The sequence below is a fragment of the Methanobacterium spitsbergense genome, assembly GCF_019931065.1.
Taxonomy (GTDB): domain Archaea; phylum Methanobacteriota; class Methanobacteria; order Methanobacteriales; family Methanobacteriaceae; genus Methanobacterium_B; species Methanobacterium_B spitsbergense.
Map to the genome: position 1 here is coordinate 95,090 of NZ_JAIOUQ010000013.1, position 14,721 is coordinate 109,810.

15 protein-coding genes are annotated in these 14,721 nt (G+C 31.8%); 5 read left to right on the plus strand and 10 right to left on the minus strand.

Annotation, left to right across the window (positions count from 1 at the left end):
* Positions 1 to 110 precede the first annotated feature (110 nt).
* The 4 genes from K8N75_RS10700 to K8N75_RS10715 all read right to left on the minus strand — a co-directional run bounded on the left by K8N75_RS10700 (position 111) and on the right by K8N75_RS10715 (position 2,799).
* Positions 111 to 602, minus strand: coding sequence for a tetratricopeptide repeat protein (locus tag K8N75_RS10700; RefSeq protein ID WP_223792046.1), 492 nt, complete (start codon positions 600 to 602; stop codon positions 111 to 113).
* A 58-nt stretch (positions 603 to 660) separates the two neighbouring features.
* Complete coding sequence (locus K8N75_RS10705) at positions 661 to 1,053, minus strand: hypothetical protein (protein ID WP_223792047.1); 393 nt, start codon at positions 1,051 to 1,053, stop codon at positions 661 to 663.
* Positions 1,054 to 1,332: 279 nt separating this feature from the next.
* Positions 1,333 to 2,181, minus strand: a complete 849-nt coding sequence (locus K8N75_RS10710; RefSeq protein ID WP_223792048.1) for a metallophosphoesterase family protein — start codon at positions 2,179 to 2,181, stop codon at positions 1,333 to 1,335.
* Positions 2,182 to 2,799: an undecaprenyl-diphosphatase gene (locus K8N75_RS10715; RefSeq protein WP_223792049.1), complete on the minus strand. Its 618-nt coding sequence runs from the start codon at positions 2,797 to 2,799 to the stop codon at positions 2,182 to 2,184. It abuts the gene before it with no gap.
* Between the two features lie 358 nt (positions 2,800 to 3,157).
* Between K8N75_RS10715 and K8N75_RS10720 the strand changes: the two genes are divergently transcribed.
* Positions 3,158 to 4,240 carry a hypothetical protein gene (locus K8N75_RS10720; RefSeq protein ID WP_223792050.1) on the plus strand — a complete coding sequence of 361 codons (1,083 nt, stop codon included), beginning with the start codon at positions 3,158 to 3,160 and terminating at the stop codon, positions 4,238 to 4,240.
* Positions 4,241 to 4,366: 126 nt separating this feature from the next.
* On the opposite strand, the gene K8N75_RS10725 is transcribed toward K8N75_RS10720, so the two are convergent.
* From K8N75_RS10725 to K8N75_RS10740, 4 genes are all read right to left on the minus strand, one after another.
* Positions 4,367 to 5,143 (minus strand): SagB/ThcOx family dehydrogenase, encoded by a 777-nt coding sequence (locus tag K8N75_RS10725; protein WP_223792051.1) that lies wholly within the window; start codon positions 5,141 to 5,143, stop codon positions 4,367 to 4,369.
* A 284-nt stretch (positions 5,144 to 5,427) separates the two neighbouring features.
* Positions 5,428 to 5,937: a DUF308 domain-containing protein gene (locus K8N75_RS10730; RefSeq protein WP_048190568.1), complete on the minus strand. Its 510-nt coding sequence runs from the start codon at positions 5,935 to 5,937 to the stop codon at positions 5,428 to 5,430.
* A gap of 140 nt (positions 5,938 to 6,077) precedes the next feature.
* On the minus strand, positions 6,078 to 7,025 hold the full coding sequence (locus tag K8N75_RS10735; protein ID WP_223792052.1) for a flavodoxin domain-containing protein: 948 nt from the start codon (positions 7,023 to 7,025) through the stop codon (positions 6,078 to 6,080).
* A gap of 167 nt (positions 7,026 to 7,192) precedes the next feature.
* A complete protein-coding gene (locus K8N75_RS10740; RefSeq protein WP_223792053.1) occupies positions 7,193 to 7,591 on the minus strand; it encodes a HEAT repeat domain-containing protein in 399 nt (132 codons plus the stop codon).
* 203 nt (positions 7,592 to 7,794) lie between these two features.
* Here K8N75_RS10740 and K8N75_RS10745 point away from each other — a divergent pair, with 203 nt between their 5' ends.
* From K8N75_RS10745 to K8N75_RS10755, 3 genes are all read left to right on the plus strand, one after another.
* A complete protein-coding gene (locus K8N75_RS10745) occupies positions 7,795 to 9,294 on the plus strand; it encodes a DUF2193 domain-containing protein (protein WP_223792054.1) in 1,500 nt (499 codons plus the stop codon).
* Between the two features lie 62 nt (positions 9,295 to 9,356).
* Positions 9,357 to 9,569, plus strand: a complete 213-nt coding sequence (locus tag K8N75_RS10750; protein WP_223792055.1) for a DUF2180 family protein — start codon at positions 9,357 to 9,359, stop codon at positions 9,567 to 9,569.
* Positions 9,569 to 10,327, plus strand: a complete 759-nt coding sequence (locus K8N75_RS10755; protein ID WP_223792056.1) for an MIP/aquaporin family protein — start codon at positions 9,569 to 9,571, stop codon at positions 10,325 to 10,327. Before K8N75_RS10750 ends, K8N75_RS10755 begins: the two co-directional genes overlap by 1 nt.
* Positions 10,328 to 10,372: 45 nt before the next feature.
* Here K8N75_RS10755 and K8N75_RS10760 read toward each other — a convergent pair whose 3' ends face one another.
* Positions 10,373 to 12,781 carry a PAS domain-containing sensor histidine kinase gene (locus tag K8N75_RS10760; RefSeq protein ID WP_223792057.1) on the minus strand — a complete coding sequence of 803 codons (2,409 nt, stop codon included), beginning with the start codon at positions 12,779 to 12,781 and terminating at the stop codon, positions 10,373 to 10,375.
* A gap of 301 nt (positions 12,782 to 13,082) precedes the next feature.
* Positions 13,083 to 13,610: a PsbP-related protein gene (locus tag K8N75_RS10765; protein WP_223792058.1), complete on the minus strand. Its 528-nt coding sequence runs from the start codon at positions 13,608 to 13,610 to the stop codon at positions 13,083 to 13,085.
* 141 nt (positions 13,611 to 13,751) lie between these two features.
* Here K8N75_RS10765 and K8N75_RS10770 point away from each other — a divergent pair, with 141 nt between their 5' ends.
* Positions 13,752 to 14,708 (plus strand): ribonuclease H-like domain-containing protein, encoded by a 957-nt coding sequence (locus tag K8N75_RS10770; protein ID WP_223792059.1) that lies wholly within the window; start codon positions 13,752 to 13,754, stop codon positions 14,706 to 14,708.
* The last annotated feature ends 13 nt before the right edge of the window (positions 14,709 to 14,721 follow it).

Here is a 14,721-nt window from a genome sequence, read left to right on the forward strand (position 1 = left end):
TATTATGTTTTTTAATATAAATTCAGGATTTACAATGTTTCTTCCATTAAGAAAACTTTTTATTCCATTTATTATATTTTGAAGATTTTTTGTATAACTATAGTTTATTGCTATTTTATCTTTTTTTCTTCATTTAAAACTTTTATGATGAGTTCACGTGCTTCTTTAAAAGTTTTATCATGAAGTATTGCTTCTTCAAGTGATTCATGTGCCTGTTTGTATTCCTTTAGATTATAATGTGCTTGTCCATTAAGGAAGAGTGCGTATTTGTAGAAATCATCCTTATTTTGATACATTTCTAGGAAAGAGTCAAAAGTTTCTATGGAATCGGAATAGTTCTCTAAAATCAGTTGAACATATCCTTTATTATATAATGGCATGCTACTTACAGGATCTAGAAGTACAACCTTTTCAAAGCAATTTAATGCTTGAACATAATCTTTTTTCTCCAGTAGTGCTACCCCTTTATCATTCCAAGCAGGTAAATACCAGTCATCAAGTTTTAATGCTTTATCAAAAAATTCTATGGCTTTATCTATTTCTCCTTGTCCTAAATAGGACATAGCCTGTTTGTAGAACATTTCCACGTCTTGTTCGCTCATATACTCACCTTACAATTCATTTAAAATATAATCTTAATATTTTTCAAGTTATTTTATATCATTTAGATGCATCTTCTACTTGGGCAACATAAGTCTTAACCTGCATTTGTGGGTCATATAGTGATATTGTAAAGTTGCCTGTTCCACCAGCAACAATTGGTGTTGTTGTTGTGAAACCATCCCCTGTATCAACTAATTTACCTGTGCTGTTGTAACCACTTGCATTTAAATTGATCACGGTGATGTTAAAGGGATTATTATTCTGCACTACACCGTTTATCACAAAAACTCCATTGATATTACTTCCATTGGAATTTATAATGGTTAAATTACTAACATATGACTGTGCGACTGGTCCCTGCGGTGCTGATTGAATTAGTAAAACATAACCCGCAACAATAACAATCAACCCAATAATTGACAAAGTCAAATACTTGACATTATTATCCATTTTTCAATCCTCTAAATTATATTACATCCATATAATGTAATTTAATTACTCATTATTTAAGATAATCCTATGGTAAATTATGCTGAAACAAATAATAATTTCTTATTGTTATTCTTTATTGTCTACAAATTATAAAATTTATCATAATTTGTTTATTATAATTCAATAAATAATGGTTACTTCTTGGTAGAAATAATTCTTTTGATTAGTTTTAAGTAGATATTAAATCTATTATTTTAGAATTTGATGATTTATATGAATAAAAATAAGAGATTTGATTCAGTAGGGTACATATGTGTAAGTAACATTTTGGTTGGATACATTTACAACAATATAATGATGGTTGGGTGGATGACCATTTTCTGGAGGTGCACCTGCTCCGCCACTTATAATATAAGGTGTTTTACCCCATATTCCGGTATAATAATTGTGTACATGGGATGTAAATAGCATGGTAACATTTTCAGCATCAAAAAGTGAATTAAGATCGTTTGCACCGCCAGTTCCATTGTTTTTCATTCCAGATTCTTCTCCCTGGGGGCTGAATAAGGGTATGTGCATAAATACAAATCTATACTTATAGTTTTGACTTAAATTTAGTTGATTTTTCAGCCATGATAACTGGGTACTGTTCAGTTGTTTTCCATTGGCATTATCAACCACTATGAAGTAAGCGTTATTTTCTGTGAAATTGTAGTAAGTTGGTGAACCAAATATATTCTGGAACTTTGATTCCGTGGGATCATTAATAATTTCATGATTTCCAATTACGAAAAGTATTGGTTTAATGAAATGTGCATTTTTACTGGGGTTTAAATATTCATTTTTGAAGTTTTGAAGTTCGCTTGGACTGGATTTTAGATCTCCACCATTGATATTGAAGGATATGTTGGGATAATTGGAATTTATATTAGTTATCATCTTGGAGAAATTTCCATTATCATCACGTTCATCACCTGAAAATGTAAAACTAAAGTTATTCATTGTATGGCTAAAAAGTTCTATTTGTTTCTGATTCCAGTTTTGAGGTGGGTAAACCTCTTTTAAGAAACCATTATATAGATAAACTGTTGAAGCAAGTATTATTACAATTGCGGCTATGATTAAAATGGACTTTGAATATTTCATTTACATTAATACTCCAGAAATATTTAATAAATTGTTGAAGAATATTTTTATTTTTATAAATAATTTTATGTAAATTCTTGTGATAACATTGTTTAATGGACTCAATCGATCTTTAAATTGATAAATCAGTATTGATGAAAATATGGAAACAACAATTGCTCCTAAAATATCAAAGGGGAAATGGACTCCACTGAATACTCTTGCTAATCCACCTGTCAATCCTAGTATAAAGAGTACAATACCAACCATTCTTGTTTCTTTAAAGTATATCAACATCAAAGCTATTGAAATCATGAATGTGGTATGATCAGATGGGAATGAAGTTTCAGCGGGATAATGGAACAATTGTGTGCCCATTTGGATCATGAATGGTCTTGGATGGAAATAGATTAATCCAATTATTAAATTAATTACAAGGCCAATTAGGGATGCATAAATTCCATATAATACAATCTTACGGTGTTTATTCCCATTCTTGATCCATAAGTATGCTAGTACTAAAATAATCACAACAGGCATGTATTGTGCCATAAATACAGCAATAATATCTATTGATGGATTTACACCGGCATATTGATTTATAATGTGGAATAGTGTAATATTAATTTGTTCAATCATTGTAAAATCTTCCAATCTTAAGTATGTCATTAAAATTTTGTTAAAATAATTATATTAAAATATTTTATATAGAGTATATGGGATGTAAAAACATATTATTCTATTAACATTTATTTGATCATTTAAATTTGTTTTGAAAAAAATCACATAAATTAGCAGATTTATTGTTATAAAAATTCAAAATCCATTTTTTCTAGGCGTATGAATGTATTAATTGGATTATATATAATAAAATTAGATATTTTTATATAAGTAAAGGTCATTATAATTATATTCATTAAAATTTTTATTATAAAAAAATACAGTTAAAATAAGTAATTCATAAAAAAAATATTTTTTTCTGGATACAGGTGGATAAATGGTTTTAATAGCAGAAAATAATCTCCAATTTATATTGGAATTCGCAATAATAATGCAAATTGCAATTCTATTACTATTTAATCTATTGAGAATGTCATTGAGTCGTGTATTATTCTTTTCCCTAATTTTGGGAATTGGAATAACCGCACTTTTCGGATTTGATATGTTAGCCTTATTCATACCATTTCTGGGTTTGCATGAATTCACACATACATATGGACCTATAGCTGTTATGGTTTTTATAACAGCCTGGGCAGCATTGTCTACTATGCACGAAGTGGGAATAGGAGTAATTCAGATTAAGAGACTTATATTTCTGATGATGATCCTTGTAACCATTTTTGGTGGATTAGTACACAGGGATTTCCTTATTTTATGGTTTTTAGGAATTTTATTAGGATTTTTCCTTATATCAAAATCCTTCAGACAAAAATCATTTATTACAGTTAAGAGAATTATTGTTGTTGTTTTAATTACTGTTGTTGCATTTGTTTCGCTTGAGGGATTATCCAGATTACTTTCAATGTCCCTTATAAGTCCTGTTTTAAGGATTGAAAGGATATTGCAGAATGCCATTCCAAGCCTTCAACTGGTAATCCATAACACAACGCTATGGGGACATGTTCAGGGAAGTTCATTTTGGGGATCACTCGATGCAGGTAGTTCCAGTGGTTATATAGCCCTTCCAATATCTTTAATTTTAACATTTGGGCTTCCATATCAAATTTTCTTCGGAACTCTGGTTACCAAGAAGGATATTATAGACTACTTTGTACCGGGTATCTACGGTTTTGCTTTTGACTTTGGATATATTGTACTGGTGCTTTTACTGTTATGGTGTGTCTTTGTAACATGTTTAGGATTAAGAATATTGGTAGAATACAGAGAAAAAAGGGAAAGGGGTAACAAAACATATCTGGGAAGGGAAGCATTACTCATAGGTTCGCTAGCAGGATTTGTATCTCAGATGATTCTAGGTTTATTCATAATAAACCGTGCTATAAATGGAACAGCCCTAGTAACATTTATATTTTTAAGTGGAATGGTTGTAGCCCATATTATACTGGTAAAAGATCGTTAAGAAGCCGGCCTATTTAAAGAACAAATAAAAGAACATATAAATTGGAATATGAAAGATTTTTTCACATCCAAATCTTTTTTTGTATAAAGATATTAAATTACTTTATTTTCAATAATTTTATCTATATTAGTTTTTTGTTTTGTGTAACTTTCCAACTGGTGCAAAATATATTACAAACTCGTTATCCCCATCTATGCGTAGCAATTTATCTGCATATTCCTGATCGTAAGCTGCAATTGCACAGGTACCTGCGTTTATTGCTTCGCAAGCCAGATAAAGATTTTGCCCCATGTGTCCTGCATCCATTGCAATAACCTTATGTGATGCAGGACCATATCTCCATTCCATACGTTCGGGTATGGCTGTCCAGATGAATGTTACTGCTGATAGACCTGCAAACTGCTGGCCAAATGTTGCATTAATTATTTTCTGGTTTAAATCCTTTTCATGGAATTCAAAAACAAGTCTATGAGATAATGGAAGATAACGATAAATTCCATTTTTAAGACCTTTAACATTGAAAACTGCAAGATATGTTTCCATTGAATGTCTGCATCCTGCAGATGGAACTGTTCGATAGGCATTCACACCTTCAACATAACGCACTCCCTGTGTTGCCCATAATAAAAATGATAATTCCTCCAAGCTCAATGGATCACCAGCATAGTTTCTATGGCTTTTTCTATTTTTCATTGCCTTTGCAAGCGGAATTTTATATTTGCTCTCCCAATTTTCATCAACTACAAGGTCAATTAAATCAGCACCTTTATTAACGGGTTTTTCAACAGGAGGAGCACTTACTCCAGTGTTCTGTCCGGTTTTAGAAAAATCAACGGTCTTTCTAATGCTATCCTTTAGAAAATTTCTGTTCTTTTTAATTTGATCTTCGAAATTATCATTCATTTTACACACCGATTATACAAGTTAAGAGGTTTATCAATGCTTTTTATGTTTTTTATTAGCAAAATAATCTTTGATTCAGCATGAATTATATTTAAAATATTAATTTTAGGGCTAGTAAAGATTCAAAAAAAAATAAAATGATACTAAATTAAAGAATTAAGTTTTTATATGTTTATAAAATAGTTATTATATTTTAAATCTTTTTTAAATTGTTTTATACATCAATAACTCCTTAAAATGTATAAAAAATAAAAAAAATTAGGGGCTTAAAATTATTTATGGATTTATTTTTCTACAGCTGCGTCTGCAGATGCAAATAACATGAATATTCCTGTTAGTACCAGCCAGATACCTATTAATATGGCCAGATAGAATGGGTTTAATGCGTATAATCCTACTATTAGGTAGAGTATACCTAATATTATTCCAAGAAGACCTCCCCATCTGCCTGCATTTCCTTTACCTGAAAATAGGGTTAATATACCTGATATAATTAGGAAAAATCCTCCTAGGTAGATTATTAATCCTGCAAAAATACTGAATGCAACTATCTTTCCAAATAGTCCAATACCCACTATGACACCTATAAATCCAAGTATCAAAGATAATATACTAAGTCCTTTACTACTGCTCCATGCTTCAATACTCTGAGCAAGTAACCAAACACCTATGAATATTATTCCTATAGCAACAATATCGCTAACTAAAAAAACACTGATCAATGGAAATGCCATAACAATTAAACCTAAAAGTATAGCTAAAATACCGAACAATACATTTCTTCCCTCTGCCATTATCATTACCTCCATTTCATTTAAATAAAGCCCCATTATTATTATGTTAAAGTTTAATTTATTTATTTTTTTATTTTCCTGATTTTAAGATAAGTATTCCATTATATTTTCAATATTTTCACCAATTATAATTCAAATATTTATTCAAATTTGTAGATTTGTTTTGCATCTGCACCTTGTGATTTAAATTTAGAATTTAAAAATTCAACCTTAATTAGCTTTATTTTAATCATATTCATATTAACTGGAAGTGATTTAATTGCATCAGCATTGAGTCCTTTCCATGTTAATATATCGATGTATTCCTGACTTTCATTTCCAATTATAGAGGCTTCACCTGTTATTTGCATCCCTTTAAGATTGTTCATTGTAGTGTAGTCTTCATAAACAGCTACAGACACATTTTTATTGTATAGTAGGTTTGCAAATTTCTCTCCACCCTCACTCACTATATAGATATTTCCGTCTTTGTAGTTGTATTCGATTGGTGTCGATCTAACTGTTTTGTTATGGCCTGTTGTTAGTGTGCATGTGTTATGTGTTGTTAGAAATTCCTCAACAGCAGTTTTAAGTTCTTCTGATTTAACTGGGGCCATGAGCTTTTCTTTGATTGATTTAAGTTTAAGGGAATATTTTACTACCTCATCTTGATTGTAGAAATCCATGTCTTCCATTGGTAGATTAACTCTATCTAAGAATATTTTAAGCTGTTCTTGATCTTCTTGGTCTAAATCCTCTACAATTAACTTTCCTCCAATTGCTTTCAAGCTTAGAGCTCTTACACCGATTAAGTTTTGAAGTTCAGTGAGTCTTTCTAATCCTCCATTTTTGTCTAAACAGGTACAGAAAAGGGATAATGGTTTATTTTTAAGCCATTCTCTGTTTTTTTCTGCAAATTTTTTTATTGATGGATCTATTTTTTCAGAGTAAATGGGTGTTCCAATTACAATAAAGTCAAAGTCAATATACTCCTTTTTAAACTCATCAACGGTGCTGTAAATTGCAGGTCCTGTAATAAGTGATATGATTCTAGCCATATCTCTTGTTGTTCCATACTTACTGTTGTAAATCACTAGTGTTTTGATCATTTCATATCCCCACTCATAACTGTTAAAAATTATTAATGATTTTTTCCTAATTATAATAATTAAAATATCAGACTAATCCTTGATTTATTATTTTATCTACATTATAGTCTTATTTCGGTTATAATTCCACTTTAATTGTTTCCAATTATTACTTTGAGTAACATTTTTCATTCCAATGTTCGTGAGTTTATTTCTTCGATTGCAAATTCAGCAATTTGTCGTACCATCAAACTTTCATCGTTAGCTGCCAGTTTAAGATTGTTAATTGCAGAATTATCACCAACTGATGATAATGCAAGTGCTGCACCATATCTTACACTGTCCTTTTCATCTTGTAGCATGTTTATCAGAGGTTCCATTGCAGTCGAATCGTCAAGAATTCCCAGGGAAAGTGCTGCTGCTTCTCTAACATGCCAGTTTTCATCGTTCAAAATTTCTATCAGTGGTTCAACAGCAAGTTTATCTCCAATTTCCCCCAAAGCCTCAGCAGATTCTTCACGAACCCTCCACTGGTCATTTTTTAAATTTCTAATAAAAAATTTCATTCTAGGATGCTCATCCGCCACAATAATCACTCCTTTCTTACTAATATCTACAAATAACCTTATAAATTTATATAAACAATTCCAAGTTTATATATAATATTTTCATACTATTATTTTTATTATTTTGGGCACATCTTTGCATTGTTATTAAATGTATATGGACCCTAATGCAGTGTTGAAAAATTATATCTTCTATCATATACATAATATATACCGGTGATAAAATGGCAGAACTATATGAAAAAATGGTAAGAGAAGCCCTTGCGGCACAAAGAGCTGATGTTGATACCATTAGTAAAAATAGGGGTGGGAAATTTAAAATAACAGATACAAAACCATATTTGGATGTTGTTAATGAAATGACAGTGGCAGATGGTCAGAGTAAATCGGTTATTGATTTACATGTAAATTCGGTTAAGACACACTACAATACTTTGGTAAATCTTACAGATACAATTAGACCTGAAGATGATCCATTTGTTGAACATTACCAGACACCTGCAGTACTTGAAATTCTCTATGAAAATGATGAATCATTCAAAGACAGTGTTGATAAGTTTATAGAGGGTATTGGTAAGGCAGAGGCATTAATTGGTCGTGAAGTTGTTAGGCGTTATGGTGGATTTTATGGTCCTACATGTGTTGTTGACTTTGCACTCATACCTGGAAGTACAAGTAACATAGTTAACAGAATATTGAAACATGTGGATATACCTGATGCCCATAAACAGGCAATACTATCGGCAAAATCTTGGGGTATGAACACCTCCTATGGTATTGGTGAGGTATTTACAACAGAGGTTGAAGAGGGCAGGACATTAAACGATGCAATTGAAATGGAAGTTGCAATGATCCAGTACATATATGAGAGTCCAATTGAGGCACAGGCCAAGCTCATGGATTCGATGGGGCATGAATCATTTGATGTAAGGAAGTATATGGCAGAGTACAAGAAGAAAATGACTGAAACTGTTTTGAATGCTGTTGAAGATGATGTTCACTACGGAAATATAGTTACTGTGCCTGCTTACTGTGTGGGGGATATATCTCACCATATTGCACAGTCAACATATAACATGTGTAAAGATGATGTGATAATGGCTGTAATAGAGGCAACAACCGGTGTTATGGCAGAAACACTTAACCAGGCACTTCCAAATTTCAAAAATGAATATGAACCTCTATCACTAGCAACTGGAGCTTCTGCATGTGCAGTTGAATATATGTTGGAACTTGATGGTTTCAATGCACCAATGATTGTTGATCTGTTAACCAAGAGATTCCATAACTATGTTCAGCTTTATCCAACTAGAGGTGCTGCAGCAGAACTTCATAACTGTGACTTCATGGACATGATCTATAGGGGATGGAAGTACTTAGACAAGGAAAGGAGAATGAAAAACGGTTCAAGGGGAAAATTAGCACCTGAAGTTGCTGGTTATAAGGTTGATCTGGATCCTGTTCATAAAAATAATGTTATAATGAATCCTCAACGCTATGCATACCCAGCATGTGCAATATCTGTACGTTTCTCAGCTCTTATGCGTCTTGCAGATTATCCATGTCTATTAACAAGCGAACCAGTTACAGCTACCATGATGACCAATATCATAGCCCTCCATAAAGAAAATCCAGCTTCTCCTGCAAGAGTATGTAAAAACTGTGCATCTGCATGTCTTGTTGATTTCAGACACTGTGCATGCCAGTGGAAAGAAGCCGTATAGAGATCATATCAAAAAAAATTTTAAAATTACTGTATGATTTTTAACGAGGATGGTGGTTTAAAATGAAATGTTATGTGGATGCAATGGAAGGTAAAGATAAAGACGCTGTTGCCATTTGTATTGTATGTGGAATGGGTGTGTGCCTGGATCATGCAATAAGAGAAGATGTAACTATATGGGAGGGTGGTTATCCATTTCCCTCTGAAAAAGTCAGTAAAAACATGCCAAGAATACTGTGTCCTGCCTGTTATGCAGCTTTAAAAGGTGGTAAATAATGGCTAATTTAACCAAGAGGATGCTTGCCGAGTTTATTGGTACCTTTTTCCTGGTTTTTATGGGTGCAGGTGCCGCTGCAATCACTCTTATGATCACCAAGGGAACTGCTGCTCCAAATGCATTTAACATAGGAATTGGTGCTCTTGGAGGATTAGCAGATTGGCTTGCTATTGGTCTGGCCTTTGGATTGGCAATTGCAGCTGCTATATATGCTCTTGGAAATATTTCGGGATGTCATATTAACCCTGCAGTTACAATTGCTTTATGGTCTGTTAAAAAATTCCCAGGACGTGATGTGATTCCCTATATTGTTTCACAGCTGGCTGGTGCATCTGTTGCCAGTATATTATTTGCTGTGATTGTTGGTATGGGTGCAGTTACAATTGGTGGACTGGGTGCTACAGCTCCTTTTCCAGGAATTGGCTATGTACAGGCTATTTTAGCAGAACTAGTTGGAACATTCCTTTTAATGCTGGCCATAATGGGTGTTGCAGTTGACAAAAGAGCCCCTCCAGGATTTGCAGGTATAATTATAGGTTTGACAGTAGCCGGTGTTATAACAACAGTTGGTAACATATCGGGTTCATCCTTAAACCCTGCAAGGACATTTGGCCCATATCTTGGAGATTCATTAATGGGTGGTCTCAATTTATGGATGTATCTTCCAATATATATAATTGGACCAATAGTCGGTGCTATTCTGGCAGCTTTAGCATATAATTATATGACAAGTGAAGAAGAAGCCAGCAGAGATTAGTCTGATTTAATCAATATATGAATAAATCTCTTTTTTTCTTTTTTTTTAAAATCTTTTAATGTATTCCAATTCTTTGAAGCGAATTTTAAATTCTGTTCCATTTTCGGAATTGATAATTAATTCCCCTTCAATTTGTTCTGTTAAAACTTTTACAAGTAATAATCCCAGGGATTCTAGATTATTTAGGTCTAGTCCTTCGGGTAATCCTATTCCATTGTCTTTGATCATGAGTTCGTATGTATCTTCAATGGATTTGAGGGATACTGTAATATCTCCATGCATTTTATTGGGGAATGCATATTTTAAGCTGTTTGATATGAGTTCACTGATTATTAGGCCGCATGGAACAGCTGTTTCCATATTCAATGTGATATTTTCTATTTTGAAAGTTGATTTAACAAGGTTTTTGTCTATGTTGTAGGTATAAAAAAGGTTTGATATAAGACTTTGAATATAATCAGCAAAGTTTATTTCTTCAAGATCATTTGATTGGTAAATTTTTTCGTGTATCATGGCCATGGATTTAACTCTGTTCTGGCTTTCCTGTAGAACATTAATTGCTTCCGCATCGTTTACATATTTTGTTTGCAGATTTAGCAAACTTGATATGATCTGCATATTATTTTTCACTCGGTGATGTATTTCCCTTAAGAGATTTTCCTTTTCTTTAAGTGAGGATTTTATCTCTTTTTCTGCCTTTTTACTTTCTGTAATATCATTGGCAATAAGAAGTATGGATCTTTCATCGTCATTTTTAAGTAATGTAAATCTGTTTTCTATCCAATGTTTGTTTCCATTGATTGTTACTTTTGAAATATATAGTGGTGGTGATTTTTCGTTCAATGCTTCTTGAAATTTGATTCTTTGCTCTGAATAGTCTTCTGTTTGGTAAAAGTCCAGTTCATTAAATGATTTGCCAATCAATTCTTCCTTGGGTAAACCGCTTAAATTTGCTGTGATATCGTTTATATCCAAAATTTTACCATTTACATCCAGTAAAATAGTATATATGGGATTTGCCTCAAATAGAGTTCTGTATTTCTCTTCACTATCTAATAGTGCTTCTTCAGCTTTTTTTCTTTCGCTGATATCCATTAACATTCCAGAAATAGTATTATCTTCAAGACTTGCACTAAGGAGTACTGTCAATGTTTTTCCATCTTTCGTAACCATGTCAACATCATGATAACTGATTTGTTCTTTGCTTGTTAGTAAATCAATCATTTTTTCCCTGTCTTTGGGATATTTATAGAGCTGTGTGCTTTTAATTGTTTTAATATCTTCTATATTATCATAACCAAACATTTTTACCATTGCATTGTTTGCAAACAATATATCTCCGTTTAGATCGGTTTTATATACTCCAACCATTGAATTATCAACCAATTCTCTGTACTTTTTTTCACTTTTAATAAGTAATTCTTCTGTTTTTTTATGGTCAAGATTTTCTTTCTGTACAGCTGTATACAGGTTTCTATTATCATTTAGAGTTATAACTTGTCTAATAATTACGAGTCCAATAATAAATCCAACAACTATTTCAATGATTTCAATATTGGAATGGGATAAATTTTCATTTGCCCATGTAAGTAGTGTGAATGCTATTACCACCCATATAAGTGGGAGATAGGTTACAAAATTGGATCTTTGAATCCATATTTTTATTTGAGTATATCTTTTTAGTTCCATTTTTTCTGGGCTGGCCTGTATGTATGCAGCTATACCTATCAAAACAAAACTTAATATCCATCCCGTATCAAACAATCCTCCTGAAATATATGTTCCCTGTAATGTTTGAAGTGCAAAAATAGTGTCTGTGAATATTTGGACTAAAATTCCAAAGCTCAAAAATATTACAGGTGCATAAAGTTCGCTAAACTTGCTGTAAATCACTCTTAATAAAACAAAAAAGAGTAATAGATCTCCAATTATATAGATTATGGATATAATAGTTGATATTAAGGTTTCTTCACCGGATAGTGCGGGTATAACTAAAAAAGTCCAGAATATAAGGCTAATAGTAACTATTATTATTCCCATATCGAGTGATATTTTAATTTTTTCGCTACGATTTAAAGAAAACCGTGAGAGGTAATATAATCCCAATGCAAATAAAGGATAAAATAGTAGGTAGAAAATATCTGAAATGGAAAGAAATGGATTGGTATGATATCCAAGCTCTAAAATTGCCCAGTATATGTCACCTAATGTATATGATACAACAGATGCCATTATTAATATCCAAGCTATTTTGAATCGACCGTGAGATCGTGTTGTTGCATAGAACAGGATTATAATAACCATTAACTCAATTAAAGGAGTAAATATATCACTGAAATATTGCCGCACTAATGGTCGACTACTTAGCAGTATTGAAATTAATGCAAAACTGATTACAATTACAAAACTGAGTATTATAAAATTTTTAATCGATAATGAAGGTTTATATTCCATATTAACTCCATATTTAAATATTGTGGGAATATTAAGAATTAATTAAATTTTCATTTAAGATTACAATTTTTAAGAACATTATAAACTTGTTCTTATAAAAATATCTTAGTATTATACAATGAATGTTTTGAATTAACAAGTAAAATTAAAATAGTTTTAATATGATCTTTTTAAATAAATCAATTGGAATTCATTTAAAATCGTGAAAAATAGACTTTATTCCAAAATTAAGTGATTTGTAAGTGGAATTTTACGATAATTATTTTTAATTAAAAAAAATAGAAAAAAAAGAATTAAGTTTTTATTGTACTTTCAAACTTTTTGTTATTGTGTCAAATAATCCTGCCTGTGTTTGGAAGTCTGAAGAAACTGTTACATACTGTATCAAGTATTGGAAATTATTTTTTTGGAAGTCAATGAATTTTAACTGGGCAGTTGTATTGTTTGAGCTAAGATTGATAGTTGTTTCATTAGCTGTCACACCGGCTATGGTTACTGTGCTGTTAGTTCCATTCAGAGATGATAATTGAGTTTTTAGATCAGCTAAATCAGTAGTTGAATTGGCATTTTGTGCTAACTTTATCATAGTTACACCATTACCTTGTGTACCATTTGTTTGGTTGAATGATACATCTCCAAGTGCTATTACAGTTCCATTTTCGGTTGTGTTATCGGCAAGGATAAACCAACTTGATGGATAATTAAATGATATTCCATTTGCATTATAGGTTTTTGTCGATGTTGTATTGTTTCCTGGTGTGCTAGTACAACCCGATGCGAGTACAACCAGTCCAACAAGAGCAATTACAATAAAAATATATTTTTTCATTATTTCTACCCCTCCAATTTAATATACCAATAACATTATAATATAATATCATCTTTAGAGTATAAATATATTTTTCCAAGGGTAGAACTGAAAATCCCTATCTTTAACATGCTGGAATATTATGAAATGGAGTAATTGATAATGTCTTCTTATGGATCAACAGAAACAGAAATTTTAAGGTCAAAACTTATTGAAACCTATGAAGAAAAATCTATTGAAGATTACTTCAAAGGCGAAGAGTTTGAAACAAAACAAGGTTCATGTTATAAAATTAAAGAGAGTCGAAAACTGAAATTAAGCACAATAAGTAAACCAAAAGCCAAAAATAATATTTTAAACGATCTAAAACTTATAAAAGGTATTGGGGACTCGAAGGCAGAAATTCTAAGGTTAAAGGGTTATGAAACTATTGAAGATCTAAGGGAACATCCCCGATATTCAAATGATGCCTGTGAAATAGTTGAAATAGTAGAAGAGGGTGATTTTTCAAGAATAACAGATTATGTTTCCAATAGATACCCTAAATCCCATCCATCAGCCCTTTATTCTTCCTGTTTTTCACCTGATGAAAATTATCTTTTCCTTGATATAGAAACACTTGGGCTTAAAAGTGTGCCTCTCATACTGATAGGGGTAGCAAGTGTTGAATCTAAAAATATAGTTGTTGATCAATACCTTTTAAGGGACTTGGAAGAGGAAGGAGCAGCATTAGAAGCATTTTTATCGCATGTAGATGAAGACACAGTATTTGTTAGTTTTAATGGACAGACATTTGATCTTCCATATATAAAAGAGAGAATGAGATATCATGGAATTAAACAAAACCTCCAAAGACATCATCTGGACCTTTTACACTTCTCGAGACGAACATGGAAAGATCAGCTGCCAAATTGCAAATTGCAAACACTTGAAAAACATCTTTTTAATTTTGAACGTGAAGATGATGTACCCAGCAGTATGGTTCCATCATTTTATAAAACATACGATGAAACAGGTAACATAGGACCTTTAATTCCTATCGTAGAACACAACAGGGAAGATGTTGTAACACTGGCAAGAATATTATCAAGATTACACACAGAACTAGATAAACAATAGGTATAATTCGATT

What these genes read in the sequence shown, in the direction of transcription:
- K8N75_RS10700 (WP_223792046.1), bottom strand. Translation starts at nt 602, where the DNA reads ATGAGCGAACAAGACGTGGAAATGTTCTACAAACAGGCTATGTCCTAT.
- K8N75_RS10705 (WP_223792047.1), bottom strand. Translation starts at nt 1,053, where the DNA reads ATGGATAATAATGTCAAGTATTTGACTTTGTCAATTATTGGGTTGATT.
- K8N75_RS10710 (WP_223792048.1), bottom strand. Translation starts at nt 2,181, where the DNA reads ATGAAATATTCAAAGTCCATTTTAATCATAGCCGCAATTGTAATAATA.
- K8N75_RS10715 (WP_223792049.1), bottom strand. Translation starts at nt 2,799, where the DNA reads ATGATTGAACAAATTAATATTACACTATTCCACATTATAAATCAATAT.
- K8N75_RS10720 (WP_223792050.1), top strand. Translation starts at nt 3,158, where the DNA reads ATGGTTTTAATAGCAGAAAATAATCTCCAATTTATATTGGAATTCGCA.
- K8N75_RS10725 (WP_223792051.1), bottom strand. Translation starts at nt 5,143, where the DNA reads ATGAATGATAATTTCGAAGATCAAATTAAAAAGAACAGAAATTTTCTA.
- K8N75_RS10730 (WP_048190568.1), bottom strand. Translation starts at nt 5,937, where the DNA reads ATGGCAGAGGGAAGAAATGTATTGTTCGGTATTTTAGCTATACTTTTA.
- K8N75_RS10735 (WP_223792052.1), bottom strand. Translation starts at nt 7,025, where the DNA reads ATGATCAAAACACTAGTGATTTACAACAGTAAGTATGGAACAACAAGA.
- K8N75_RS10745 (WP_223792054.1), top strand. Translation starts at nt 7,795, where the DNA reads ATGGCAGAACTATATGAAAAAATGGTAAGAGAAGCCCTTGCGGCACAA.
- K8N75_RS10750 (WP_223792055.1), top strand. Translation starts at nt 9,357, where the DNA reads ATGAAATGTTATGTGGATGCAATGGAAGGTAAAGATAAAGACGCTGTT.
- K8N75_RS10755 (WP_223792056.1), top strand. Translation starts at nt 9,569, where the DNA reads ATGGCTAATTTAACCAAGAGGATGCTTGCCGAGTTTATTGGTACCTTT.
- K8N75_RS10760 (WP_223792057.1), bottom strand. Translation starts at nt 12,781, where the DNA reads ATGGAATATAAACCTTCATTATCGATTAAAAATTTTATAATACTCAGT.
- K8N75_RS10765 (WP_223792058.1), bottom strand. Translation starts at nt 13,610, where the DNA reads ATGAAAAAATATATTTTTATTGTAATTGCTCTTGTTGGACTGGTTGTA.
- K8N75_RS10770 (WP_223792059.1), top strand. Translation starts at nt 13,752, where the DNA reads ATGTCTTCTTATGGATCAACAGAAACAGAAATTTTAAGGTCAAAACTT.